The 23938-nt window shown below is 32.7% G+C and carries 22 protein-coding genes; 5 read left to right on the top strand and 17 right to left on the bottom strand.

Going from position 1 to position 23938, the window contains the following annotated elements:
• Nucleotides 1-194: 194 nt before the first annotated feature.
• The gene (locus ACVYAD_RS05280) at nt 195-962 is read left to right on the top strand and encodes a sulfite exporter TauE/SafE family protein (RefSeq protein ID WP_476425075.1); all 768 of its coding nucleotides are present in this window, start codon (nt 195-197) and stop codon (nt 960-962) included.
• Between the two features lie 102 nt (nt 963-1064).
• Here the strand turns inward: ACVYAD_RS05280 and hblA are convergent, their stop codons facing one another.
• From hblA to ACVYAD_RS05235, 9 genes are all read right to left on the bottom strand, one after another.
• Nucleotides 1065-2177 (bottom strand): hemolysin BL binding component B, encoded by a 1113-nt coding sequence (hblA, locus tag ACVYAD_RS05275; RefSeq protein ID WP_476425074.1) that lies wholly within the window; start codon nt 2175-2177, stop codon nt 1065-1067.
• A 29-nt stretch (nt 2178-2206) separates the two neighbouring features.
• Complete coding sequence (gene hblD / locus ACVYAD_RS05270; protein ID WP_476425073.1) at nt 2207-3439, bottom strand: hemolysin BL lytic component L1; 1233 nt, start codon at nt 3437-3439, stop codon at nt 2207-2209.
• A gap of 31 nt (nt 3440-3470) precedes the next feature.
• Complete coding sequence (gene hblC / locus ACVYAD_RS05265) at nt 3471-4790, bottom strand: hemolysin BL lytic component L2 (protein ID WP_476425071.1); 1320 nt, start codon at nt 4788-4790, stop codon at nt 3471-3473.
• A 728-nt stretch (nt 4791-5518) separates the two neighbouring features.
• Complete coding sequence (locus ACVYAD_RS05260; protein WP_476425069.1) at nt 5519-6562, bottom strand: Fic family protein; 1044 nt, start codon at nt 6560-6562, stop codon at nt 5519-5521.
• A gap of 666 nt (nt 6563-7228) precedes the next feature.
• Complete coding sequence (locus ACVYAD_RS05255; RefSeq protein ID WP_476425068.1) at nt 7229-8128, bottom strand: diguanylate cyclase domain-containing protein; 900 nt, start codon at nt 8126-8128, stop codon at nt 7229-7231.
• Nucleotides 8121-8753: a hypothetical protein gene (locus ACVYAD_RS05250; RefSeq protein ID WP_476425067.1), complete on the bottom strand. Its 633-nt coding sequence runs from the start codon at nt 8751-8753 to the stop codon at nt 8121-8123. Before ACVYAD_RS05250 ends, ACVYAD_RS05255 begins: the two co-directional genes overlap by 8 nt.
• Nucleotides 8754-8758: 5 nt before the next feature.
• Nucleotides 8759-9118, bottom strand: a complete 360-nt coding sequence (locus ACVYAD_RS05245; RefSeq protein WP_094075061.1) for a response regulator — start codon at nt 9116-9118, stop codon at nt 8759-8761.
• A 657-nt stretch (nt 9119-9775) separates the two neighbouring features.
• Nucleotides 9776-11377, bottom strand: coding sequence for a DUF4179 domain-containing protein (locus ACVYAD_RS05240; protein WP_476425253.1), 1602 nt, complete (start codon nt 11375-11377; stop codon nt 9776-9778).
• A gap of 1 nt (nt 11378) precedes the next feature.
• Nucleotides 11379-11915: an RNA polymerase sigma factor gene (locus ACVYAD_RS05235; protein ID WP_476425065.1), complete on the bottom strand. Its 537-nt coding sequence runs from the start codon at nt 11913-11915 to the stop codon at nt 11379-11381.
• 739 nt (nt 11916-12654) lie between these two features.
• Here ACVYAD_RS05235 and ACVYAD_RS05230 point away from each other — a divergent pair.
• Nucleotides 12655-13125, top strand: a complete 471-nt coding sequence (locus ACVYAD_RS05230) for a hypothetical protein (RefSeq protein ID WP_349661112.1) — start codon at nt 12655-12657, stop codon at nt 13123-13125.
• 487 nt (nt 13126-13612) lie between these two features.
• Here ACVYAD_RS05230 and ACVYAD_RS05225 read toward each other — a convergent pair whose 3' ends face one another.
• A complete protein-coding gene (locus tag ACVYAD_RS05225; RefSeq protein ID WP_476425064.1) occupies nt 13613-13771 on the bottom strand; it encodes a GNAT family N-acetyltransferase in 159 nt (52 codons plus the stop codon).
• A gap of 454 nt (nt 13772-14225) precedes the next feature.
• On the opposite strand from ACVYAD_RS05225, the gene ACVYAD_RS05220 reads away from it, so the two are divergent.
• Nucleotides 14226-14420 carry a hypothetical protein gene (locus tag ACVYAD_RS05220; RefSeq protein WP_476425062.1) on the top strand — a complete coding sequence of 65 codons (195 nt, stop codon included), beginning with the start codon at nt 14226-14228 and terminating at the stop codon, nt 14418-14420.
• A gap of 681 nt (nt 14421-15101) precedes the next feature.
• On the opposite strand, the gene ACVYAD_RS05215 is transcribed toward ACVYAD_RS05220, so the two are convergent.
• The 7 genes from ACVYAD_RS05215 to ACVYAD_RS05185 form a co-directional block, all read right to left on the bottom strand.
• Nucleotides 15102-15854: an iron ABC transporter ATP-binding protein gene (locus tag ACVYAD_RS05215; RefSeq protein WP_349662296.1), complete on the bottom strand. Its 753-nt coding sequence runs from the start codon at nt 15852-15854 to the stop codon at nt 15102-15104.
• Nucleotides 15851-16915 carry an iron chelate uptake ABC transporter family permease subunit gene (locus tag ACVYAD_RS05210; RefSeq protein ID WP_476425060.1) on the bottom strand — a complete coding sequence of 355 codons (1065 nt, stop codon included), beginning with the start codon at nt 16913-16915 and terminating at the stop codon, nt 15851-15853. Before ACVYAD_RS05210 ends, ACVYAD_RS05215 begins: the two co-directional genes overlap by 4 nt.
• Nucleotides 16912-17928: an ABC transporter permease gene (locus ACVYAD_RS05205; RefSeq protein ID WP_349662298.1), complete on the bottom strand. Its 1017-nt coding sequence runs from the start codon at nt 17926-17928 to the stop codon at nt 16912-16914. The genes ACVYAD_RS05210 and ACVYAD_RS05205 overlap by 4 nt, the downstream gene beginning before the upstream one ends.
• A gap of 18 nt (nt 17929-17946) precedes the next feature.
• Entirely contained in the window at nt 17947-18978 is a 1032-nt protein-coding gene (locus ACVYAD_RS05200; protein WP_349662299.1) for a siderophore ABC transporter substrate-binding protein, read from the bottom strand.
• A gap of 384 nt (nt 18979-19362) precedes the next feature.
• Nucleotides 19363-20040 (bottom strand): response regulator transcription factor, encoded by a 678-nt coding sequence (locus ACVYAD_RS05195; RefSeq protein WP_476425058.1) that lies wholly within the window; start codon nt 20038-20040, stop codon nt 19363-19365.
• Between the two features lie 627 nt (nt 20041-20667).
• Nucleotides 20668-20880: a hypothetical protein gene (locus ACVYAD_RS05190; protein ID WP_349662301.1), complete on the bottom strand. Its 213-nt coding sequence runs from the start codon at nt 20878-20880 to the stop codon at nt 20668-20670.
• Nucleotides 20881-21182: 302 nt separating this feature from the next.
• Nucleotides 21183-22127 (bottom strand): DNA/RNA non-specific endonuclease, encoded by a 945-nt coding sequence (locus ACVYAD_RS05185; protein WP_476425056.1) that lies wholly within the window; start codon nt 22125-22127, stop codon nt 21183-21185.
• 286 nt (nt 22128-22413) lie between these two features.
• On the opposite strand from ACVYAD_RS05185, the gene ACVYAD_RS05180 reads away from it, so the two are divergent.
• Nucleotides 22414-23256, top strand: a complete 843-nt coding sequence (locus tag ACVYAD_RS05180) for a sialate O-acetylesterase (protein WP_476425054.1) — start codon at nt 22414-22416, stop codon at nt 23254-23256.
• Entirely contained in the window at nt 23253-23792 is a 540-nt protein-coding gene (locus ACVYAD_RS05175; protein ID WP_349662276.1) for a PadR family transcriptional regulator, read from the top strand. Before ACVYAD_RS05180 ends, ACVYAD_RS05175 begins: the two co-directional genes overlap by 4 nt.
• The last annotated feature ends 146 nt before the right edge of the window (nt 23793-23938 follow it).

The raw sequence follows: 23938 nt of genomic DNA, 5'->3' as shown, positions 1-23938 counted from the left end.
CCGCCGGAGCCTTTATCTTTATTCAGTAGGTTTTAGAACACCCTCTGAAAAGGAATCACATCTCTATTCACCCCACCACCTTCGAAGATGGGGGTCTCCTGCTGAATAATAATAAATTTAATTTATGAATAAGTAATTTATATATATTTGTTTTATGTATTATTTAGCAGTAATTTAAGTGTAGAGGTGATTTGATGGAAATTTTACTACAGGAATGGTTTTCAGTAAATGGATTTATTTTATTTACAATTGGCTTACTCGCAGCAGTCATTGGTGTTCTTTTCGGCGCTGCAGGCTTTGTTTTGTTACCCGCAATGTTACTTATTGGTATTCCGATTCATACAACCGTAGCTGTTAATAAATTCGCGACAGGACTTTCAGCTCTATCAAATGTCGTATCGTTTATAATTAAAGGTCATTTATCGATAAAAAAATTTGCATCTTTAATGATTATATCTAGTTTGGGAGGTGTATTGGGCGCATTTTTAGCCACACGATTATCAGAACAAGTCATGAATATTGTAGCTTGCATTTTCTTAATTTTCGCATTTTTCATCATGCTTTGCAGTAATAAATTTATGGTAAAGGATATTAAAGAGACAGAGGAACAACCAATTAATAAACTTATTCCATTTGCGGTTTCAATATATGATGGTGGTTTTGGACCAGGCTCAGCTCTAATGAATGTAACCTATCACCTTAAAAAGCAATATACATATATAAAAGCAGTTGAGTTAACAAGAATGATTACGTTTTCAAGTTGTACAGGTGCCTTTCTCTTTTACTACTTTACGGGCATAGTTAATTGGGGAATCGCCATTCCTGTTTCAATTGGCTCTATCGTTGGCTCGTTCTTAGGTTTAAAGATCATCCCTTATATCAAAACAAGATGGATTCAAATTTTATTACCAATCATTTTTTTCTTGCTGATTGTTCAGGTAGTATCAGATTTATTAATATAGATCACGCTACGTTTAAGTGAGTACGCAAAACAAGCGAGAAGTGACTAACTTCTCGCTCTTTTGTTTCCTCTTATTTTATTATTTAGCAGGAGTAACAACAGGTTATATTTTCAACTCTTTTATCCCTGCTTTTAATGTGTCTGCATCTACTTTTAATGTCTTCCAGCTGTCTTTAGCTGATTTCAAATTAGGTAGTAAAAATTTGAATTTATTTTGTTCCGCTTTATCAGATGCATTCTCGATATGTCTCAATACTCCTGAATATTGAGAGTCTAAATCAGTCCATTGTGTAGACATAAAAGTAAGGGCATTAATAGCATCATCAAGTGCATTGTACATCTCACTAATATTACTATGTGCAATACCAACTACACGATTTAATGTTGTTTTATAATCAACTGTCTGTCTTAATTGTGCTAATAACGGTTCTAATTGACCTAATTGATCTCTCGCTATCCCCAGCATAACACCACCAGCAATCCACGTAGGAATAGAAGGCACAGATATTGTTATTATTCCATCAGACTCTAGTTTCTTATAGTAGTTTACTGATTCTAAAATTTCATTTAGGCGCTTTTGATCGTCCTCAACTGCAACCCCTTGATTTTTTAAAATCGACTGTAAAAGCTCTTTGTTACTGCCAAATGCTCTAACATCTTGTCCAATATCATTTCTTAATTTAGTTAATTCTTCTATTAATTGTTGAGCATACTTTTGATTTAGTTGAATCTCTTCTCGTAAATCTGTAATCCCTTCTATTAACGTCTCTCCATCTCCTGTATTTATTGCATCTACAATTATGTCATAATAATTTTCAAACTTTGTATCGTATTCAATAATACCTGTTAACGTATCTATTAGCTGTTTCTTTACCTTTGTATCCCATGTAAGGGCGTGTGCTCTAGCATCCTTTTGATCTTGTACAATTTTACCTGGCAAATCCGGATATCCATTAATTTTAATCCCTTCAAAGTTCACATCTGGATTTTTAATTAACATATACGAATAAGCATTCATAGATTTTGCAAAAAGCCCCGCCTTTTGCAAAGTTTCTTTCATCTTCACTTCATTTGCTGAAAGAGACGTATCACTATTGCTTGTTTGCTCAATTTTACTTGTCTCTGCAAATGCTGCTAATGGAGAGACTACAGAAGTTGTTGTCAAAGTTAAAAACGTTGATACAGCGAGTACTTTGTAAAGAGATTTTTTATTCATTTCATATTCCTCCTATATGTAATTTATTTTCAGTTTTTATCTTCTTGTTTAAAAGCAATGTCTTTTGCAATAAATTCCGCATCTTTATGAATATCATTCCAACTTTGTTTAGCCGCTTTTAAATCATCAGGTATTAACGAGAGCTTATGATCTTGCATTTGATCGATATTATCATATAAGTCTTTATAATTTGCCCCCATTGTATTCCATTGTTGTTGAATATTCGTTAAAGACATGATCGCTTGATCCACTGTTTGATATAGGTATGTCAAAGTGTCTTTGGCGTTAGTAAGTGAAATAACTGCTTGGTTAGCTAAATCGGCTTTCATCGTTAATTCCCCGATTTTATTGGAAATTTCGTTGTAGGAGTTCATATGATTAGATGCTGTAACACCAGCTGCTGTTCCTAAACCAATACCAGCCGCGCCGAGAGCTGTAAGGCCACCGACAACAAGTGGGGTTGCTGTTCCGCCAGTCACAACAATTACTACCCCTCCTGCAATAGTTCCAATAATTAAAACTGCTGCTCCCAATCCACCACCAATTGACCATGCTAGTACATTGTCAAAATGTGCTTTTTGAGTGGAACGTAGATTCTCAATTTCAGCTTGAAGTTGTGGAACCAATGCCTGTTTACCCGCTAATATTGCCGTTAATCCACCCTTCCCATCTGGACCACCAATATTATTTTTAAAATCTATAGTATTTGTATATAGCTTTGTTTTGAAGGCTTCTAACATCTTTATGACGTCTGTAACTTCTTTTGAATTTGTATCAATCGAACTGATTAAATCACCAATACCTTCTTTTAGCCCTTCCTTATCTTTCTTTTTTACAGTGTCTATTAATGTGTCGTAGTAATTATTAAATTGTTCATCGTAATTTACAATATTACGTGCTGTCTTTTGAATTTTTGGCTTCGCTGTATCTAGCCAATAATTCGCATTGATTCGAGACAGTTCCTGATTAAGGTGAATATTTTTGATTAACTCTCCCCCTTCAGAACCTAAATCAATATTTGATAGATTTACATTTGGTTGTTTAATCATTGTTTTTGCGTACAAATCCATTACAAGAATATGAGAACCTGTTTCAGCTAACGCTTTCTTCAGTCCTTCAGGTCCTAATGTGTAATAATTCCCAATTTTCTGTTCCTGAAAGCTCTGTTCTTGCGCAAGCGCCTGAATAGGACCACTGTTAGTTGCAGTTATAACCGTTGCCAAAGTGGCCACGGTTAACACCTTATATGAAAATTTCTTCAAATCTAATCCCTCCTAATTTTTCGATATTCTATCAAAATTTATGAACTTGTTCTTCAAGTTGACCAATACCATTTTTTAATCGTCTTAATGTATCTTTTTGAGATAGATTGTTAGCAGTTTCAGCATCAGTACTTAACTTTGTGATACTACTTTTTATTAAAATCAAATCTTCTTTATAGCGTTTCAATAGGTCAAGTTCTACATCCACTTGACTAGCAAATGTATGTAAATCATTTTGCATAAGAAGAAGCATTGATTTTTGTAAATCTGCTATCGATAGTTTCGTTGTTAAATCATATAATTTTTGGTTTTGCTGCTCTAAATCATCTAAATATGCTCGTTGTTCTGCCTTTAGATTATTTACTTCAGCGAAGGTACTATATGTTTTCTTGATTCTTTCTGAGTCAATTACTTTCATAAGGTCATGCTCTTTCGCTTTTGTAGCCGCTGCTGCTGCAATTTCACCTTTATTATTTTTTTCAATTGTTTCCCGCGCTTCTTTTTTAGCAGCTTCAATCTCTAAAGCAGATTTACCCTTATCTTTCGCTTCTTGCTCTGCTTTTTTCTCTGCTTCTAAAATAGCGTTGTTAATTTCTTTTCCTTTGTTATACGCTGCTGCCGCTGTTTGAGCAGCTGGTTCAATAATATCTTTTGATAGACTATAGATTTCTTGGAATATTTTTAGTCCTTGTTCATTTAAAGCCCCTGGTAGAAACGCTATTTCTTGCAAATTATTTTGAATGGATTTTTTAGTATCAAGTAATTCGCCTTTTAGCTTGTCTATCTTCCCTGTTCCTTCTAAACTAAGTACTTCCTGAGCTTTTGCCACATCAGTATCGAGATTTTTAAGTTTTTTATCAAGCTGTAATTGAAGATCTGTTAATTCATTAATTTGATATTGAATATTTTCTTGGTTTGTCATAACCATTTCTTGAAGGACTTCCAGCCTATCAAGGAAACCTTCCTTATCTTCCTTATTATCTACATAATCTTTTAATGTTGGATAATAGCTATTAAATTTAGTGGCAAATCCTTTACTTTTTGAATTAATTAAAATTAACTTTGGATAGAGTTCCGATGTCCATTCTTTCATATCTTGTTTAATTAGGAATTGATCTGTATGTAAAGCTGGTACTTCATCTAGCTGTACATTCGGGTTCATTAAAGATTGGTCTATATACATTTGGATTAATTTAGATTGTGCACCTAATTTTCTTAAAGATGAAGAAAGAGTCATGTTCTCTTCTTGTAGTTCTGCTTGAGCAATAGGTGTTGCAAAAGTATGTACAGGAATAACTCCTGTTGCAACAATGGATGTTATCATTAATCCTTTAATTAATTTCCTTTTCATTCTATTACCTCCCTATTTGATATTTTTCATAATAATTCATACGGTTTTATATATATTTTGAGTACCCCCCATTTACTTGAGTTTAGGAAAAATTCTTTCTATTTCCTATGATGTAAATTTTAGTCATGTACACATTTTTTAGCAAATAACTACGAAATTAACCTATTTCAAGCTAAAATAGGTTATTTCACTGTAATTTCGAGTCTGAAAATTGATTAATATTAACAATATTCATCTGAATGTGTCACAATACAGCGAAGTTCAGTCGTCTGACAACTAAATAATGACATATTTTTGTTAATAATTAGGTAATTAAGCGAATTAGAATAATGCTATCAATTTTCCCTTGGCATAGTTAAGTCCGGAATCGGCATTGTGCTTAGGCTAGGCATGGGCCAGCACATTTCGGTAATACCGTGGCGTTCTTAGACTTAGTTCCTATATTTCAGAAGGCGTTTGGACATCTGCCGAAATAAGCTGAAGTTTAGATATATTGATTCCCAATAAGACTCTTCTAGAATAGATATTAGCTGTGAGATGGTACCTACTAACTTTTCATTATTGAGGGGTATCCTTGACTTTGTAGTTACAAGGCACTTTTGAGATTTTTCATATTTCTAGATTGAAATGTAAAGAACCAATTGCTTATTGAAGATTGGCAATTGGTTCTTAAATTAGATTTTTATTTTGTTTTATAAAACTTAGTAGCTCACCTAAAAAGGTATAGACTAAGATTGGACTGTCATCCAGCGGGCATTTCTTCCTTTTGAGATAAGCTTAATTTCACCTAATAATTGCAAATCAGTTAAAGCTTTACTAATTGTACTTTCGGCTATATCTGGATAAATGCTTCGAATGCAATCTTTTGTAAAAGGTTGTTGTTGATTATGAATGAAATTCTGAATTCGCTCTACCTTAGTATGTTTACATATAGAATCCAGTACTCTGCTATGTAAATCTTTATAAGCCTCTAAAATAATCATTAAGAACTCTTTTAACCAGAAGTTCATATTATGTCCATTACAGTACCAATTAACAGATGATTTAAATATAGCTTCATAGTATTCAGATTCTCTTTTCTTTATATATTCATCTAAACAAACGTATTTTACAAATGTATGTCCGCTTTTTACTAATAGTAATTGCAAGAACATTAATGTTAATCTACCATTACCTTGACTAAAAGGGATTATGCAATAAAAATTAAATATAAAACGAGCGATTAATATAAGTGTAGGCATCTCTTTTTTGCGGTTTAATAAATCGTACTGGTTGCATAATTGTTCTACAGCTTGCGGAACATTTTCAGGTGGAAGAGGACGATAACAAATCGTGTGCATCCCTTTTTCGGGAATTCCTGGAATAGAAAATGGCTTTTGGCGCCATTTTGCACTGTCAGAGGTATTATAATGAATTAATTGAAAATGCAATTCTTGTATAGTATCTGGACTTATAGAAAAAGTACGAGATTTTTTATGTACAAGAGTCAAAGTTTCATAATAACAAAAAATCGCATCTTCCGAAATTGATTGAGGCATCATATCATCTAAAATAATTTCTTTTAATCGCTTATTTGAAACTTTTATGTCCTCATAAACTGAAATATAGTTTTTTATGTATTGTAGGGGTATAGCTTTTTCAAGGCCAGTAAATATATCAGGTCTTTGCTCTTTATAAGCGGTCAACATACCTTTATATTCACTAATCTCACTGACTAAGGTTATTAGTTGCTGATCAATATTTATGTAAGGATCTTCGAAAAAATTTCTCATTTTGTTCCTCCTGCCACTATCTCTCCATGCTCTATTACACTAATATTTTTTTGTTTTAAAGGAGTTCCTAATGTTATTCTAGTATACTATTCAAATAACATCCGGTTTAATAGAGCTTTTACTTTTTAAAGAAAGAGGATTAATTTATTATTCAAATTTTTGTATAAAGTTACTCTAGATTTTGAAATTACTTTTTCACTCCAAATAATGGATGCTTCATGAGTATAGACGTTAGACATTAGACATAATTAAATATCGGAATATTATCTTTTAAATGTACTGATATCTTTATTATTTTTGTGACATTTCTGTGTAATTCCCCGACATTTTTATTACGTTTATTAATTGGATAACCATTTTGTGTCCTTCTGCTGTGTAAATCAATTGCTAGCTAAACTTTTATTTATGTGTACTAACCATTTTGTTCTTCCTTTTTTAGCATTAATAATGAAAGAAATAAGCGGATACCATATCTTAATTATACACGGTATCCGCTTGTTATTATTTCATTGAAACCTTCTGTAATTATAAAACAATATCCCCGGTTAAATATGTAACATCGATCTTAATCAAAACAAAAACACTCTTGGTTTTGATACGTATCCAAACCAAGAGTGCCGCAGTATCCCAAAATTGTACCTTGATGAAGCTCGACAATCTATTTATTTATGCTTTTTTTGCTTTTTGAAGATACATTTGACTATCTGCTACATTTAATAATTGCTTTGCTGTAGCCCCATCTTGTGGAAAACGCGCACAGCCAATACTTGCTGAAATCAGAATTTGCTGTTCCTCGATGCTAAACGGCTCCTGTAATAATTCATGTATTTTAGCTGTATACTGTTCAACTTCATTTTGCGTAGTCATATGTTCAACTAATAACACAAATTCATCTCCACCAAGACGCGTCCAGACTTCCTGCTTTTGAGTAAATTGCTTGCACCGTTCCGCAAACATTTGTAGTAATAAATCTCCCTGTAGATGTCCATACTGGTCATTTACAGCTTTAAAGCCATTCAAATCTATGAAAAATAGGGAAAATCCCTGATTCTCTCCTTCAATTAAACGCTCTAAACGATCCAACACAAATTTACGATTCGGTAAATTCGTTAAACTATCATAATAAACAAAGTGCTCCAAGTTTTTAGAGAAATCAATGGAACTTTTTAAATACTTATTTAAGTTTTGAATGCGCTTATAGTGATCAGATACATCATAAAGTTCTATCATTAAATACGATGTATGTTCTATTTGTATATGTTGAATTAATATATTTTGACGAGTTGGCTTCATCTTTGCACACTTATGTTCCACAAAATATTGATGCATCGCCGCTGAGCAAAAGCTTTTTTGTTTATCCAACAAAGCCTTTTCAAACATATAGGCATAAATCTTTTTATCAAAACGTGGAACAACTGTTGTGATCGGTAAACCTTTAACCTCATCTTCACTTTTATCTGTGTACTTGACTAACCATTTATTCCATAATTGAATGTTCAATTGCTCATCCAATAAAATAATGCCATTATCTAGCTGATTGACGATCGCAACATATAAATCATTCATCCAAATCCCTACTAATCTCGTCCACTTTTTGAATTAAAAATTCGATTGATTCTAAGGAAAACTTAATTAAGATGATGCCTAGTACCTTTGAATTATCCACATCAAAACTTACATAAAGTAATAACACATTACTATCCCCAGAGCTAGTAAGTGTTTTATAAAACTCTCCTTCATTATGTAAAATTACTTGTGGCACATCATACTCAAGCTTCATTTTCAACAGGCTTCCCATACCGCCCATAATGGAATTTAGAATGATATTGCCTATTTCCTTTACAACATCAAAATCCTCATCATTAAATGAAAGTTTTTCATCCTCTTCTGTATATTCTTCCCCTAAGCAAAGCGCAGTCAAATATTTAATTTGCTCTGCCGGAAAAATAAAATCTGCTCTATCAGAAAAGACATTACCAAACTTTAAAGAGGTAGATAGTACTGTACCATTTATTACAGGAGTCAGCTCTTCTTGATTGCCAGACTTTAATTCTTGTAACCCTAGTAACGTTATCTCTGGTACTGACAAAAAAATTCTTTTTTGAAGAATCTCTGATAATAAGTTAGCTGCCTCGCCGACAAATACATTATACAGCTCTTTCAATATATCCTCTTGTGTTGTTGTCAACAACTAAATCACCCTTCTATCAATAATTCTATCTCCTTCAGTTTCGCAACATTTATCGGTTTATTAATAAATGCTAACGCTCCAGCAGATAAAACCTCGTCACGAACCGCCAATTGTACGTCAGCTGAAAGCACGATAATTTTAGCCGTTGGGTATTTTTCTAATAATTGTCTAATTGCCTCTTGTCCACTCATCTTAGGCATTAATAAATCCATAAATACAAGGTCAGGTAGAAAAGTTGCAAATACTTCAATACCTTCAACACCATCATTTGCTGTTTCATAAACAGCATCAGGGTAAATAGATTTTAATGTTTGTATTGTTGTTTTTTGAGAAAACACGGAATCATCTACTACAAGTACTTTCATAAAAAATTAATCCTCCGCTATTAAAATCATGTTTCTTAAAATAATAGCACAATTATTCTTTATTTGAAAAATATTTAACTAGTTCTCTAAATGTTGGTGAAATGTCTATAAAAAGTTTTTTGCTAACTATTCTTAAAGGTATCAAGATTTCACTAAAGGGTACATTCGAGTTCACCGTTGAGTTAAGAAAGCAATGCCCTAGAGCACAGATTCCGGGTAAATAGTGCAAAATAATGTAACCCTAATAAGGTTTCATATCGAGAAATATATTATTTTCAAATAATTTATTACACACATTTAGATGAATAGTATCAATCATTAGGTGTATTTTTAATTATTATTCTTCTAATTTTATTGGTATTGAGAAATCCGGTAACGAGTTAACAATATCTTCCTATTAATTAAAGAAAGAACTGTTAGAATAAACTTCTAACACAGTACCAGCTTGAATTAGACTAAAGACAGTCGTTTCAACATCGAAATTTATATTTACAAGTTCACGGTGAATTTAAGGCTATATATTAAAGGAAAAGAAAAGCGTATTTTGAATGTATCAAAACACGCTTTTTCTATATTCAATTGAATCATCCACTTGTAAACTGCCGCTTCATTTTCGTTACATAAAACACTTGCTGAAAAAAGTTACACCGCAAATATTTACTGTAAAACAATAGTTTTAGCTCGATCTTCATTGACAGTATAAAGGAAGAAGTTTAATGTAATATCTTTTTCCTTTATATTTTTAAATGTTTCTACTTGTTTATGTGTTCTTAACACGCCATCATTAGAACGAGTTTCTGCAAAGATTTTTTTGCCATTTTGATATATAACATTTTGTGTGATACCACCAAATTGCTCGTTCTTACTTTCTGATTCAACAATTAAATCATTACCTTTCGTATAGTAGGTAATATCAATTGGATACCCGTTTAATTCTGTTTTTATAGTCTTTGGCACACCAGAAATATTTGTTAGCTCTACTTTGTCTTGCTTTTCAGCTTCATAAGAAAGCTTCGCATCATTTAATATAAGTGAAATTTCTTTATTCGTAATATCCTTTATCAGCCCCTGTGTGTCAAAGGAAATATAATCTTTATAATACTCTCCCGATAATTCTTGCTCACCAATTCGTAATTTAAACTGACGATAATTGAAATGAGCTATATTAGAATTAGAATCTATATATTTTTCTTCAATATAAAGCTTCACATTACTCGGTGTAATGACAAGCTCATTAAATTGAAGTTGCTGAGAGCCTATCTCAATTTTTTCGTCTATATCCATAACAAAAGTAGATTTTTTAGCAAGATCCTGATTGTATTGGAAATCAAGGCTCCACGTTTCTGGTTTATAACTTACTGTATCAATATAACTTAAAAATACTCCTAATTTTTCTACCTCTTCTTTTTGGATCTTTAGTGAATCACTTCTTTTAATGACATTTGCTTGAGGACGTTTATGAGTGACGCCAAAACTCGCAATGGTTTCATCTTGAATTTTATAAGATACATATGCGTCTTCTATGTTATTGGACTCTTCCAGGTCGATAAGATAATCCAATGTATATTGTCCGTTTTGATATCCGTTTGAAGTGAATTCTATTTGTGATATTCCATTTTGATTTAAAGTAATCTTTTCAGGGAACGCGTTCGATTGAACTACATTTTTTAACTCTACACTTTTCTGCTGTATCTCCTTTACACCACCAAATTGAAGTGTAACATTGCTGTTGTGTGGGATTTCCTCATCTGTTTTTAGAATCCCTACTAATTGATCTGTTTCCTGATTATATACTGCGTTAGCCTCCAACTTTATTTCTTTGCCGTCACTTATTTTGAGTAATGCTTTTTCGAAGTCTGCATAATCTATTGGATAATCGTGATCAATATCTAAGCTAAAGTTAATAGTAGTCCCATTTTGATCTGAAATTACATTATGAATATTTAATACACCCGCTTCGTTTTCTACAGTTTTATTGACTTCCTGCCCAAAGCCATTTTCTAAAGAAGTAATAACGCCTGTTCTATTCATATTTCGCATCCAGTCCAAGATTTCTGTTGTATATTTGGCAAATACAGGTGTGGCTGATAAAACAATTGTAAACATTATGGCAGTTAATATAATTTTGGGTTTATAGCTATGTTTTTTAGTTTTATACTTATGATTTTCTTGTTTACGGATGATTTTACTCCACATTTCATTCTCATTAGGATAATCTACTTGATCGTACTTCACTTTTTCTTTTATTAAATCGTCCATTTTACTCACGATGATCCCTCCATTCGAATAAATAATTTCCATCTACTTGGATAAACTTTTTCATTAATTTTTTACCTTTAAAAAGCCTCGATTTAACCGTCCCCTCTGGGATTTTTAGAATTTCAGCGATTTCTCTATCTTTACAATCATGGACATATTTTAATATCATTACCTTCCGTATACGAACAGGCAGTTTGTTCATTAAATAGACTAACTCACTTTTATTTTCATTGAGCTGTATTGTTCGCTCAATATTTTGGGTATTGTCAACTCGTATAAATGATAGGAAATCAAAATTTTCTTTTAATAGGAGTCTGTTCTTTTTCTTTAAATAATTTCGAGACATATTCATAGCAATACTAAGTAACCAAGATTTTTGATTTTGTATAGCTTGAAAATCTACACTCAAAGCTTTTGCAAATACATCCTGACAAAGATCCTCTGCATCGTATTTATTTTGAAGCATGTAATAGCAAGCTCTGAAGACCTCTTTATAATATGTTTGAAACAATACCCTCTCATCGCTAATTTGTTTCACAATCCCACCTCCTTTTCCGATTTCTACACAAGTAACAATTTAGTATTATAAATAGTTCATTTTTTCAAAAAAACTTTTACTCAATTTCGTTAATTGACCAAGAAATTCACAAAACATTCTTATCGAACTAAATTTCAAATCAACATGAAAAACGGTATATGAAAAATCATGCTCTTAACCCCCATTACTATAAGGAACCAAGCAGCCTAAAAAGTGTTTAATGTGTGTTTCAAATCCAGATTTTGATTGGAAGTTTGACATATTTTTTTAATATTTATGATTGTCAAAGATTTTAAATTGTAGTTGTTTTTCGTACCCGATATAGGTCACTTCTTTAAAACAAATCCATTTTTCCAAGTTCCAATATCATTTCATCATTATTAATATATTCAGAAAACATACATAATCAATTTGCAACGAATTAATCAATACAAGTTGTTCCATTTGTACTATACATAAGATATAGTTGGAAGTTATATCATAACTTTTTTTCATTGAAAAACATCTTAAAAATGCAGTGTATTCAACCATAATCAGTACTTTCGAGAGAGAAAAAATATGTACAAAACAGTCTTAAGAATCAATATACTACAAACAAAACCACAACCAAGTGCACTACATTTGTCTTCCTAAACAAAAAAAATAGTAAATTTTCACTAAAACTATTTACATAAATAGAAAATTGAGAGAAAATAACATAGTATTTCTAAATTTCATATAATAAAGAAGGAGCTTTAACATGAAAAAAATTATTTTTTCAACAAGTCTATTATTTTTTTGGGTGAAAGGAGCCGTAGAAATTGATAACAGATTTGTAAAAACCAATTTATCAAACACAATTCTAGGATTTATTCCAGCAGGAAAAGATGAACAAAATATACCTCTGAAGAATATTTCGGGATCAATGTTATCTTCAAAATATAATGTTAAAGCAATAATAATTGGACTATTTATAATTTCACTTGGATTTTCATCTATAGGTGAAAGCTTTATCGGTGGTTTATTTTGGTTAATTATTGGTATCGGAATTGCTGGGAGTGGAATTCAAACAATATTAAGCATAGAAAAATCAGGGACACCATATTATATAAGTGTGCCATTTTTTGAAAAAGCAAAAGTACAAGAATTAAACCAATATATCCACACAGCTTTAGCTGAAGATACTGACAAAACAGATTTAAATTTATTCTTTGATAAAAAGAATCAATAAATACTAAAACCGTATTAACTTTTAGTTCATACGGTTTTTTTCATTTTGATAATATTTCTTTGACCATTTTCCGACGTCACTTTATTATCACAAATAACGTTTGTACTGATCATCTTTTAATCATTTATAGCAATTGCAGCAATCATTCGCACTAGCATATAAATTACTGAAGCACAGCTTATTTTACTTATTTTTAATGTAGTATATTAGCTCCTGCTAGAATGAATTCGAGGTAATACATGTTCAAGTCTTTAGTTGAAACGTCCAAGCCACAACGACCATAAAGAAGGTTACTTAATCATAAAAAGTACTGCCTCATTTTTTCAATAAGAAAAAACGAGCTGCCTAACGCACACTGTTTGTTTAGGTGATTTGACTCACAACTAAACCTATCTTTCAGACTGAAAGAAATAGCTCTATACCACCTTTTTAGGTAACAAAAAAAACAATCAATCTTTATAGACTAATTACCCTTTAAAACTAGAATTTATAAAATCTTTTGATAAAGTTTTATAGCTCGTTTATTTTTATATACATCTAAACGAATAGCTTTTATATTCATTTCTTTACTATACTGAATCATCATAAAATCCATAAGTCTTTTCCCAATTCCAGTACCAACAATATGTTTATCATCACTAATCACATATAAATTACCTTCCTGTATACCTTTTATCAGTTTCTTTTACAGGATATCCGCCTTTTTTCCATTCAGGGTAATTTATATGGGAATCAAGGTAATCATTTAAATCTATCCTTATTTGGTAGTTGATTACGAAATCGAACTCTAATTTATAAAGATATTTTTCGTCAGTTTCAAGATGGATGAAATCACTCACAGTCTGTTCTATATACCTCTTAAACTTACATTTGCACTAACAATTAAAAAGCCCAAGTCCATAAGTATTATGAAAATACTATAGATTAACCCCACCTGTATGAACATATTTAACAATTAAAACTAAAAACCTTGTTGAACTATTCCGCTCTGTTAGTAAAAAAGAGTCTTCACTTGTTGTAAGTTAAAGTGGAAAGTTTCACAAATAATAAAAAATAGATTATACTGGACTAACTATCATATTAGAAAAGGAGCATTTCCTATGACCGAGAATAATCAAACTGATGTACAAAAAAAGAAAATCAGCCTGCAAGAGGCAGTGAAACAGCAACTTGAAAACAAAAAGAACCAATCCACTGCTAATAAAGGAAAAAAGCATACCGACCTTTCAACAAAAAAAATGAAAAGCCAGCAAACGAAAAAAACAAGCAATACCCGTAGAAAAATGGGTGTCTAATCTACCGACAATATCGGAAAGACATATTACCAGGCAAAGCTGTTGATATTGTAAAGTGAAAAAGCATTCACCTGAATGCTTTTTTCTTTTCATTTTATAACTTGTCTAGCTAAATTTTTCGTTAGTTCAATATAGAAAACCTATGCAACTCAGTGATCTTTAATTAAAGCTCCCCGTTAGCCATCCATGTAGAGCAAAATCGGCGCTACACCACAGAAAATGAAAGATGATTACGTTTTTTCATGGGAGTTAAAGAATACTTTATTCATTTGGTTTAAATTTGATTGATTTTGCTTGATACATTTTATCCTTAAAAATATAAGTAATTTGAATATCACCTATACTTCCGCCTGCTTGAGAAATTTGCCCCCCTATTTTCGCAATAAGGTGATTATCGATTAAAAACCTCGAAAAATGCTTAGAAATATCTCCTAAGCATTTCTATTATTGAGTAATGTTGATTAGAAATCAGATTTTTTTAATGGCGAATTTCACTAAATTTCTCGTTATGACATACTTCAATCATTCTCGTGGGCAATGGCATTAAAAAAAGCTACCGCCTGTAAAATACAGACAGCAACTTCAACTAGGGTAGCAGTTAAGATATATGCAAGCTACAGTAAATAATTAAATTCTTGGCATATTCATTTTTTAAGCTGCTTCTTTTTTAAAACTTTGTCACTAATAAACAGCGAGTGGCCCATAAGGACCTTCGATAATTTCTATTTTTGTTTCGAAAATATCTGTCAAAATTTCTGAGTCCATAACCTCTTCTACTGTTCCAAAAGCGGCAATTTGTCCATCTTTCATAGCACAAATTCTATCAGAATATTTGGCAGCAAAATTGATATCATGCATAACAGTCAAAATTGTTCTTCCAAATTCATTCGCAGCACGTCTCAAATGCTCCATCATTTGAACAGAACGAGCAACATCAAGATTGTTCAGAGGCTCGTCCAAAAGTACATATTCAGTCTCTTGGCATAAAACCATTGCTACATATGCCCTCTGTCTTTGACCACCTGAAAGCTCATCTAAATATCTATCTTCTAAATTAGTCAAATCTAAAAAATCGATATATTTAGAAATAATAGCCTCATCTTCTTTAGTTAATCTTCCCTTTGAATAAGGAAATCGTCCAAATCCAACTAATTGTCTAATAGTAAGCCTAGTTACAAAATGATTTTCTTGACGCAATATAGTCAAAATTTTTGCTAAGTCTTTTGATTTGGATTCAGAAACATCCATATTTGCCACCTGAATTTGACCTTCCTCCATATCCAAGAGTCTTCCAATCATCAAAAGTGTCGTAGACTTTCCAGCGCCATTTGGTCCAATTAAAGAAGTAAAACCCGCTTTTGGTATTTCAATATTCAAAGGTCCTATTTTTACTTCATCAGTATAGAACTTTTTAACATTATCAATTTTTATCATAAAGCCCTCTTCCTTAAAACTACAGTTAAAAATATTATTCCACCAAATAATTCAATAATAACTGAAACTACACCTTGAGCATGGAATACGTGATACATTAAAAAGTAGGCACTCGTTAATATCAAAAATCCTATAGCAAGCGCCATTGGGAAAATATATCTATGATCATAAGTTGATGCCGCCTGATAGCTCAAAGTTGCTACTAAAAAGCCATAGAAAGTAAGTGGCCCAATCAGAGCTGTTGAAATTGACATCAAAATAGCAACTAATACAAGCGTATAAATTACACTAGATTGATATTTAACTCCAAAAGAAGTAGACACATCCTTTCCTAGTGACAATATATTTAGATTTTTAGAATGAGCAAGAAGTAATAATGCTACAATTATTACCATAGGAATTACGATAGGAAAATATGCTGAATCCGCATTATTAACAGAACCAAACAATCTTGCCTGTAAAATATCAAATTCAGAAGGCGCAAGTAGTCTTCTCATGAAAGTTGACACAGAATTTAGCCCAGTGCCAATAATAATTCCAACTAAAAGCATAAGTTGTAAATTCCCGTATTTACCAGAAAGGAGCCATCCATAAAGTATTAAACTCATCAAGACCATAACAACAACTTGAAATAAAAATGATCCAATCCCAGTAAAATTTATCAATGCACTAGCACCAAAGAAAAATATTGTACTAGTATGAATTGTTGAGTACAGTGCTTCGAAACCTAAAAGTGAAGGAGTTATAATCCTATTATTCGTAATCGTTTGGAAAGCAACCGTCGACAAGCTCTGACAAACTGCAGCAATAATCATTGCAACAAGAGCGACTATCCTTCTCATAACAACTGGGATAAAAGAAGGTGAATCTACTGGAACTGGATTGTTATAAACTAAAAGTCCATATGAAGAAAGGACCCCCAAAGCAATCAATGTTATTAGCAAAATCCAATAACGTCTTTCTTCCTTCTTAGAACGAAATGCCCTAGCTGATCTATTTTTATTATGAAGGCTAGAATCGATTTCAACATTTTCTTCATTTCTATATTCCAATGTGTTCATCGGTGCCTCCTTGGCTTTCTTTGTCTCAATAAAATAGTAATAAACACGACTGACCCCACTGTTCCAAGTATTAAAGAAACGGGTACTTCAAAAGGCATTATAATTGTTCGAGAAATTATGTCACAGGCAGTTACAGTTCCCATTCCTATCAAACATACCCAAGGTAAATTACTTCTAAGATCATCTCCTCTATACATTGAAACAATGTTTGGGACAATTAAACCCAAGAAAGGTAAGTTTCCAATAACAGCTGCAACAATTCCAACTGCAAGAGAAATAAGGGCAGTCCCCATAAGAACAATCCTATTGTAATTAACGCCAAGGCTTGTTGCGACATCTTCTCCTAGTCCAGCTAAAGTCAATCTATTCGCATAAAGAAAAATAAACAAAGTAACGATAACAATTAGCCATAAATATTCATATCTTCCCACCTGAACAGGCGCAAAAGAACCTACAAACCAAGTTTCAATACTTTGTGTCATTTGAAAAAGGAGTCCCATAAAAGTGGACACTGCAGAAATGACTGCTCCAAGCATCAATCCAATAATCGGGACAATTAAAGACGAACGAAGTTTAACTCTTCTTAAAAATAAAAAGAAAATCATAGTTCCTATAAAAGAAAAAATGATTGCACCAGTCATTCTTAAAACTAAAGTCGGGGCAGGAAATAATAAATAAACAAAAAGCAGCCCTAATCCTGACCATTCAATAGTCCCTGTTGTAGTAGGTTCAACAAAACGATTCTGTGTAATCAGTTGCATTACGAGTCCTGCCATTGACATTGCAGCTCCAGTAAGCATTAATGCAACTGTTCTCGGAACACGAGTTATGAAAAACATCTCCATTCCATCCTCTTGTCCACGTATATCATAAACTCCAGTAAACAATGATATAATGCCTAAAATAATAACAACTATAATCGCTAATATAAAAGGTCTTGTCCATATTTTATTGTAGTTATAAAACTGGGGTTGAGAATTTATCTCAACCCTAGAAGTTACATTTTTCAGCACATTTCATACTCCTTTACACTACTTAGCTAAAGTATTTGCAAGGTTTTCAAACAACTCTATATACGTCTGAATTGATTCGTTTGTGTAAGTATCTGCTGGTGCATAAATAATATGTTTTTTAGAAACAGCAGTTGTTTTTTGAAGAGCAGGTGCGTTAGCAATAACATCCTGAGCAGGAACTGAATCTTTTTCACCAGATATTGCAGCATCACGATCTAATACGAAAAGCCAATCAGGATTACTTTGTGCAATAGCTTCAACAGAAACTTCATCACCTTTATGATCTGATGTTGAATCGGCAACTTCTAATGCTGGTGCCCAACCGAAAATTTCATACATCGGTCCCCAAACACGTCCAGAATGAGGAGCTGCAAAACCAATATCCCCACCACCAACGATAACACTCATCACTTTATCTGTTCCATTATAAGCAGATTTAGCATTTTCGATAACTTTATCAAAATCAGCTACCACTTGTTTAGCTTCTTCATTTTTATCGAAAATTTGCCCTAAAGCAATTGTAGAATTTTTAAGTCCATTTACTAAGTTTTCCCCAGGTGTAGCAGTTTCCTCAGAAACATCTACATTAAGATCAATAACAACTGCATTTGGTACTAATTTTTTGATTTCTTCGTAATAGTCTGCAAATCTTTGACCGACGATTACAAGTTCAGGGTTTGCAGCCGCTATAATTTCAAGGTTTGGTTCACGGTGATTTCCAATATTTTGAACTGATTCATCACTTACATATGGTGAATCCGCAGGCATTACATCCTTTGGAACAGCTGCTAGTTCAATTTTCCAATCAGCTAAAGTTTCAAAAGTTCTATTATCCAAAGCAACTACATTCTTTGGGTTTACAGGAACAGAAACAGTTCCGTGGGCATCAGTGATTTCAACTGTAGCAGGTTTAGCAACTTCTTTACTTCCATTATCTTCATTAGACTTTGACTCTTGATTAGATTTATTGCTTGAATCTGAACAAGCTACTAACATCAATGTCAAAACTGCGATAATACCAACAAATTTTAAAAACATAGATTTCTTCATATACACATACTCCTTATTATGTAATTTATTTCGAAAATGATGAAGTCTATAGATTGAATTGGAAAGTATTTGCCAGCCATTCCAATTGCTATTGATAATCATTTTCATTTAACCGTTCTGTGAAACAGTATAGTCTTTAATTCTGTGAAAATCTTGTGAAAAATGTAAGATGATAAATAAAGTTAATTTTTCACATTAAGTATTGGATACAAGAAAGGAGTGTGTGAAATATTCTTTTTATCGTTTCCTTCTCTTCAACATCTTCCGAAAACTGCTTGGTTATCAGATTTAATAGAACAAAAAAACGAGCAAAACTAATTGAAACTGTTTTTACTCGTTTTTTTTCGATTATGTTTAAAATTGATTACTGGGACAAACTGTACACTATTCAATCATTGAATAGCCTCTGCCATGTATTGTTTGAATATATCTGTCTTTCTTCTCGCACTTTAGCTTTTTTCTTAAATACCCAATATATAAATCCACTACATTTGGATTTACTGCTACGTCATATCCCCAAACCTGGTTCAAAAGCATTTCACGGCTCAATATTGAATTTTTATTTTTGATTAAAAATACAAGTAAGTCATACTCGCGCTTAGTAAGCGGAATATTTTCGCCACCTTTTGTCATAATATTGCTGGATGCATCAACGAAGAGATCTTTAAATCGAAAGTAATCATTCTCGATTGGCTGGATACAGTCTCCCCTTCTTAAAACAACTTCTATCCTTGCTACTAATTCTTCTTTCACAAATGGTTTTCTTATATAATCATCTGCTCCTGCATGTAATCCTGCTATGCAGTCCTTACTGGACACATTGTCAGTCACTATGATTATCGGGGTCGTTTTAACAGCCCGTATTTGTTTGCAAATTTCCGGTCCAGGTATACTTAACGAATCCCAATCCAATACGATAATATCCCAATCTTGCTCATATACTATATTTAATCCTTTTTTTTCATTGTGAAGTGTTAAAATGAAATAGCCTTCTTGCTTTAGACCGCTTACGATCTTCTTTGCTAATGACCGTTCATTCTTAATTACCAACACCTGCTTCACCCATAGTTCACCTCTACTTCGCTTCATTCATAAAATTATTTATCACAAAAAAGAATATCGGATCTATAAATATTAAATTTCTAAAAATACATTATAACAACTTATAAGGATAAATTTGGGATATTTCACAACGAATATGTATTAAATTCATTAGATATGGTTAAACGTTGCGACACCACACTCATTTGTGTATTAAGCATCTTCATGCTAGTTTAAATTAATCAAATAACAGCTGAAATGTGAATAGGTGGACATTCGGATTCTATCCTACTTTCACAATATCGATAATGATTATCATTGTCAATAAAAACCAGAACCAACTGTTTAACTGAGGGCTTAATCTGTAAGTACCAAGAAGTCTACTTCCGCCTTTATCGATAAGTATTTTCACGAGAACAACGATTTTCATTTTCCACCGCTTTTATTTTATTAATACTTTTTTGCTATGATGATTCTATCCACGAATTGGGCGGGGCTATCCACGACTTTGATAGTTCTATCCACGACTTTGATGGTTCTTTCCACGACTTTGGCTTCTCTATCTGTTACCTTGGCTCTTCTTTCCGTCGCTCTGACCATACTTTCCCTCACTCTGACTGCTATCCGTCGCTCTGACTAGGTCGTTTTTTATAGTTTTATATATGCCATTACAGAGCTGTTGTCGACCATTCTCATTATTTCTATTATTGCGATGAGTCGAGTGTTGATGGCATCAGGTATTGATGAAGTAATGATTGCTCCTTTTACAAAAATCATTAATACATATGGCTTTCCTTTTTCTAAAAAAGCTTGTACTTCACTTTCATCTTTAGCTACATCAATACCCACTACTGGGTTCATTTTCTTTCCTCCTACAACGTATTCACCACCCAACCAGCCTCAAAAATATTTCTACAAGTAGGGGTGAACAGTTTAGTTGACGGGACCAATGTCTCACGCACCCGTACGTTCTACCCTGGCTACCGTTAGATTAAATCTAAATAAAAAAAGTTCAACCAGAAAGTTCTGGCTGAACTATTTAATACGAAAGCACCTCGTTAGTTGAATAGGAAAAGAGATACTTATTCCACAAACGCGCCTTATTGTTTCGGTAAAGTCATCCGTTTATTTCATTCATTTACTTTGCCTTGAGTTCTAGGTGCTTATTCCCCTACCATACCGTCGTTATCATTGTCTTTCATATATGGGTATAACCAGTGATCACTCGTTATTGGCATGCTATAACCTGCTGCTTTTGCTTCTTTAATCGTTACTTGACCATTTCCATCTGTATCAACGCTAGAAATATCTTCAGTGCCATTCAAAGCATTGGACTTATTAGAACTTGTTGACTTATTTGAGTTAGTTGATTTATTTTCAGTTAATCCTAGAGATTTATTTATTTCATCAGGGTTGCCGTTATCGAACTCATCTACAATTTTATTCCCTTTTAAAGTGTAAGTGTACTTGTAATGAGAAGGAATCTGCGTTTTCGTATTAGGATACGTGATTATTGCTTCAAAATTTCTAGCTCCACCAGCTTTACGAATAGCGTCTTCCATATATGCTTGATCACCATGTCGGTTAAGCGTACTATCTTGTGGCGTAATATTATAAGCATTTGATACCCCACCAAGAGAATCTGCAATAATATGTCCTTCATCTAAATCTGCTCTTTCGACACCAGGAACTTTTGCTTCATCAGCGTAGTATCTGCCAGACGATGTTACAGGTTCGGTACGATCATCTTGTAGTACGATTTCGTTAGCAATGACACGGACTATTTGCCCGTGTTCATTCGTAAAGGACCAATACTCTCGGTCCCCAAAACCTATGTCAACGACGACGTTAGGTTCGCGATGTCCAGACAAATCACCACCATCAACTTCAATTAGTTTGTAATCTTTGAACAGTTGATCTTTTGATTGAGTTGATGTTTCCTCTACTGCTTGTTTTTCAGTCGTAGTTTTTTCTTTTTCACTATTTTTTGTAGTTACTTCTTGTGAATCAGCTTTCCCATCAGTATTCGATACATCTTCTACGTTAGTACAGCCAACTATAAAGATGGCAGTTAAAAGTAAGATTAAATAGTTTATTTTCTTTTTCATTTTAGGACTCCTAATAATATTTTTTTACTGAACATTCTAGAGATCTTTGAATAAAACATAAATTAACATTGTTAACCTATTAAAAATAGTATATTACAATATTAAGTTTATTACAGTAGATACTTAGTTCGAAATATGTAGTGTTAAATTCCAATAAAGAATAGTAGAGTCCATCGCATTATATTTTTCAAATATAAAATTTAGCTATAGCGAGTTGACGATAGTCTAATTAGACTCTATACTATTGAAGTCTAATTAGACTATTATGTAAAGGGTTGAAAATTAAATGATAAAATCTTTTTTAATGTTAGGGCAATCAAATATGGCAGGTCGTGGATTCTTGCATGAGGTAGAACCTATCTATAATGAAAAAATAAAAATGCTTCGCAACGGTCAGTGGCAAATGATGACAGAGCCGATTAATTATGACCGCCCTGTTGCTGGTGTAAGTCTAGCAGCATCTTTTGCAGAGGCATGGTCGAATGCCAACTCGGATGAAGAAATTGGTTTGATTCCTTGTGCAGAAGGTGGCAGTTCCTTGAACGATTGGCATCCGCAGGGTACTCTTTTTCAACATGCTTTATCTGAAGCTCGATTTGCTCTAGAAACTAGTGAAATTTGTGGCATACTTTGGCATCAAGGTGAAAGTGATAGCAATAATTCTCTACATGAAACGTATTATGAAAAGTTATCTCTTATCATTGAAAATTTACGTAAAGAATTAAACCTTCAAAATGTCCCATTAATCATTGGTGAGCTTGGTGATTTTCTAGGAAAATTAGGTTTCGGAAATTACTCATCAGAGTTTCAAGAAATCAACGACCAATTACGTCGATTCGCTCATGAGCAGCAAAATTGTTATTTTGTATCGGCAAAAGGTCTAACTGCCAATCCGGATGGTATTCATTTGAACGCCGTTTCCCAACGAAAATTCGGTTATCGCTACTTCGAAGCATTTTCGAAAAAGTGTCATATCTTAGAGCCTCTTTCGGATGAAAATCAATCACTAAAAATAAACAATATCTATTCGAAAACTGAACAAATTTATATTCATAGTATGAATTTGGCTCTAGGTAAAATCACATACGCTGAATTTGAAGCACAAATGGCGAAGGTGATGCACCCTTGATTCCCTTACTTATCCTTGGCTTACTTATTCAAAACCCTGGCGCTCATGGATACGAACTATTAAGTTTAATGGAAAAACGACATTATAAATATATCGTTAACTTCACTAAAGGATCATTTTATTACAATTTGCAACAACTTGAAGAAAAAGGTTTGATTGAACAAACACATCAAATACGTCCAAACAACGGTCGTGAAATTCACACCTTTAAAATCACGTCTTTAGGAATAGAAGAATTCGAAAAATTAATGGCCAAATATGGGACTAAATCCGAGTATGTAAACTTACAATTCTATGGGGCATTACTCTTTGCAGATGAATTCGATAAACATAAATTATTAGAATTAATCCAATCACAAATTGATCAAACTGAAGCCAGAATTGCTCTTCTCGATGAATACCTAGCTATTACTAAAGAATTACCTGGTAAAATTGATTATTTTCGTCGCATGAACGAAAATTCTCGTTCACACCATTTAGTGAACTTAAAATGGTTTAAAGAATTGAAGGCAGACATAGAAGAAGCTACTGTGTAAATAAAAACTAAAATCCCATATCAATATTACTTAGTAAAATTGATACGGGATTTTTAATGTAATCTTTTATTTACCTTACACTTTAAAACCTTTACTATGGGTCACAATGCTCCGGTGACCTTTTTATTATTTTCCACCATTCAATG

It is taken from the genome of Lysinibacillus sp. G1-3 (assembly GCF_056322905.1).
The sequence above is the reverse complement of the archived record's forward strand: the minus strand, read 5'-3'. Positions and strand labels throughout refer to the sequence as shown.

What these genes read in the sequence shown, in the direction of transcription:
- ACVYAD_RS05280 (WP_476425075.1), top strand. Translation starts at nt 195, where the DNA reads ATGGAAATTTTACTACAGGAATGGTTTTCAGTAAATGGATTTATTTTA.
- hblA (WP_476425074.1), bottom strand. Translation starts at nt 2,177, where the DNA reads ATGAATAAAAAATCTCTTTACAAAGTACTCGCTGTATCAACGTTTTTA.
- hblC (WP_476425071.1), bottom strand. Translation starts at nt 4,790, where the DNA reads ATGAAAAGGAAATTAATTAAAGGATTAATGATAACATCCATTGTTGCA.
- ACVYAD_RS05260 (WP_476425069.1), bottom strand. Translation starts at nt 6,562, where the DNA reads ATGAGAAATTTTTTCGAAGATCCTTACATAAATATTGATCAGCAACTA.
- ACVYAD_RS05255 (WP_476425068.1), bottom strand. Translation starts at nt 8,128, where the DNA reads ATGAATGATTTATATGTTGCGATCGTCAATCAGCTAGATAATGGCATT.
- ACVYAD_RS05245 (WP_094075061.1), bottom strand. Translation starts at nt 9,118, where the DNA reads ATGAAAGTACTTGTAGTAGATGATTCCGTGTTTTCTCAAAAAACAACA.
- ACVYAD_RS05240 (WP_476425253.1), bottom strand. Translation starts at nt 11,377, where the DNA reads ATGGACGATTTAATAAAAGAAAAAGTGAAGTACGATCAAGTAGATTAT.
- ACVYAD_RS05230 (WP_349661112.1), top strand. Translation starts at nt 12,655, where the DNA reads ATGAAAAAAATTATTTTTTCAACAAGTCTATTATTTTTTTGGGTGAAA.
- ACVYAD_RS05220 (WP_476425062.1), top strand. Translation starts at nt 14,226, where the DNA reads ATGACCGAGAATAATCAAACTGATGTACAAAAAAAGAAAATCAGCCTG.
- ACVYAD_RS05215 (WP_349662296.1), bottom strand. Translation starts at nt 15,854, where the DNA reads ATGATAAAAATTGATAATGTTAAAAAGTTCTATACTGATGAAGTAAAA.
- ACVYAD_RS05210 (WP_476425060.1), bottom strand. Translation starts at nt 16,915, where the DNA reads ATGAACACATTGGAATATAGAAATGAAGAAAATGTTGAAATCGATTCT.
- ACVYAD_RS05200 (WP_349662299.1), bottom strand. Translation starts at nt 18,978, where the DNA reads ATGAAGAAATCTATGTTTTTAAAATTTGTTGGTATTATCGCAGTTTTG.
- ACVYAD_RS05190 (WP_349662301.1), bottom strand. Translation starts at nt 20,880, where the DNA reads ATGAACCCAGTAGTGGGTATTGATGTAGCTAAAGATGAAAGTGAAGTA.
- ACVYAD_RS05185 (WP_476425056.1), bottom strand. Translation starts at nt 22,127, where the DNA reads ATGAAAAAGAAAATAAACTATTTAATCTTACTTTTAACTGCCATCTTT.
- ACVYAD_RS05180 (WP_476425054.1), top strand. Translation starts at nt 22,414, where the DNA reads ATGATAAAATCTTTTTTAATGTTAGGGCAATCAAATATGGCAGGTCGT.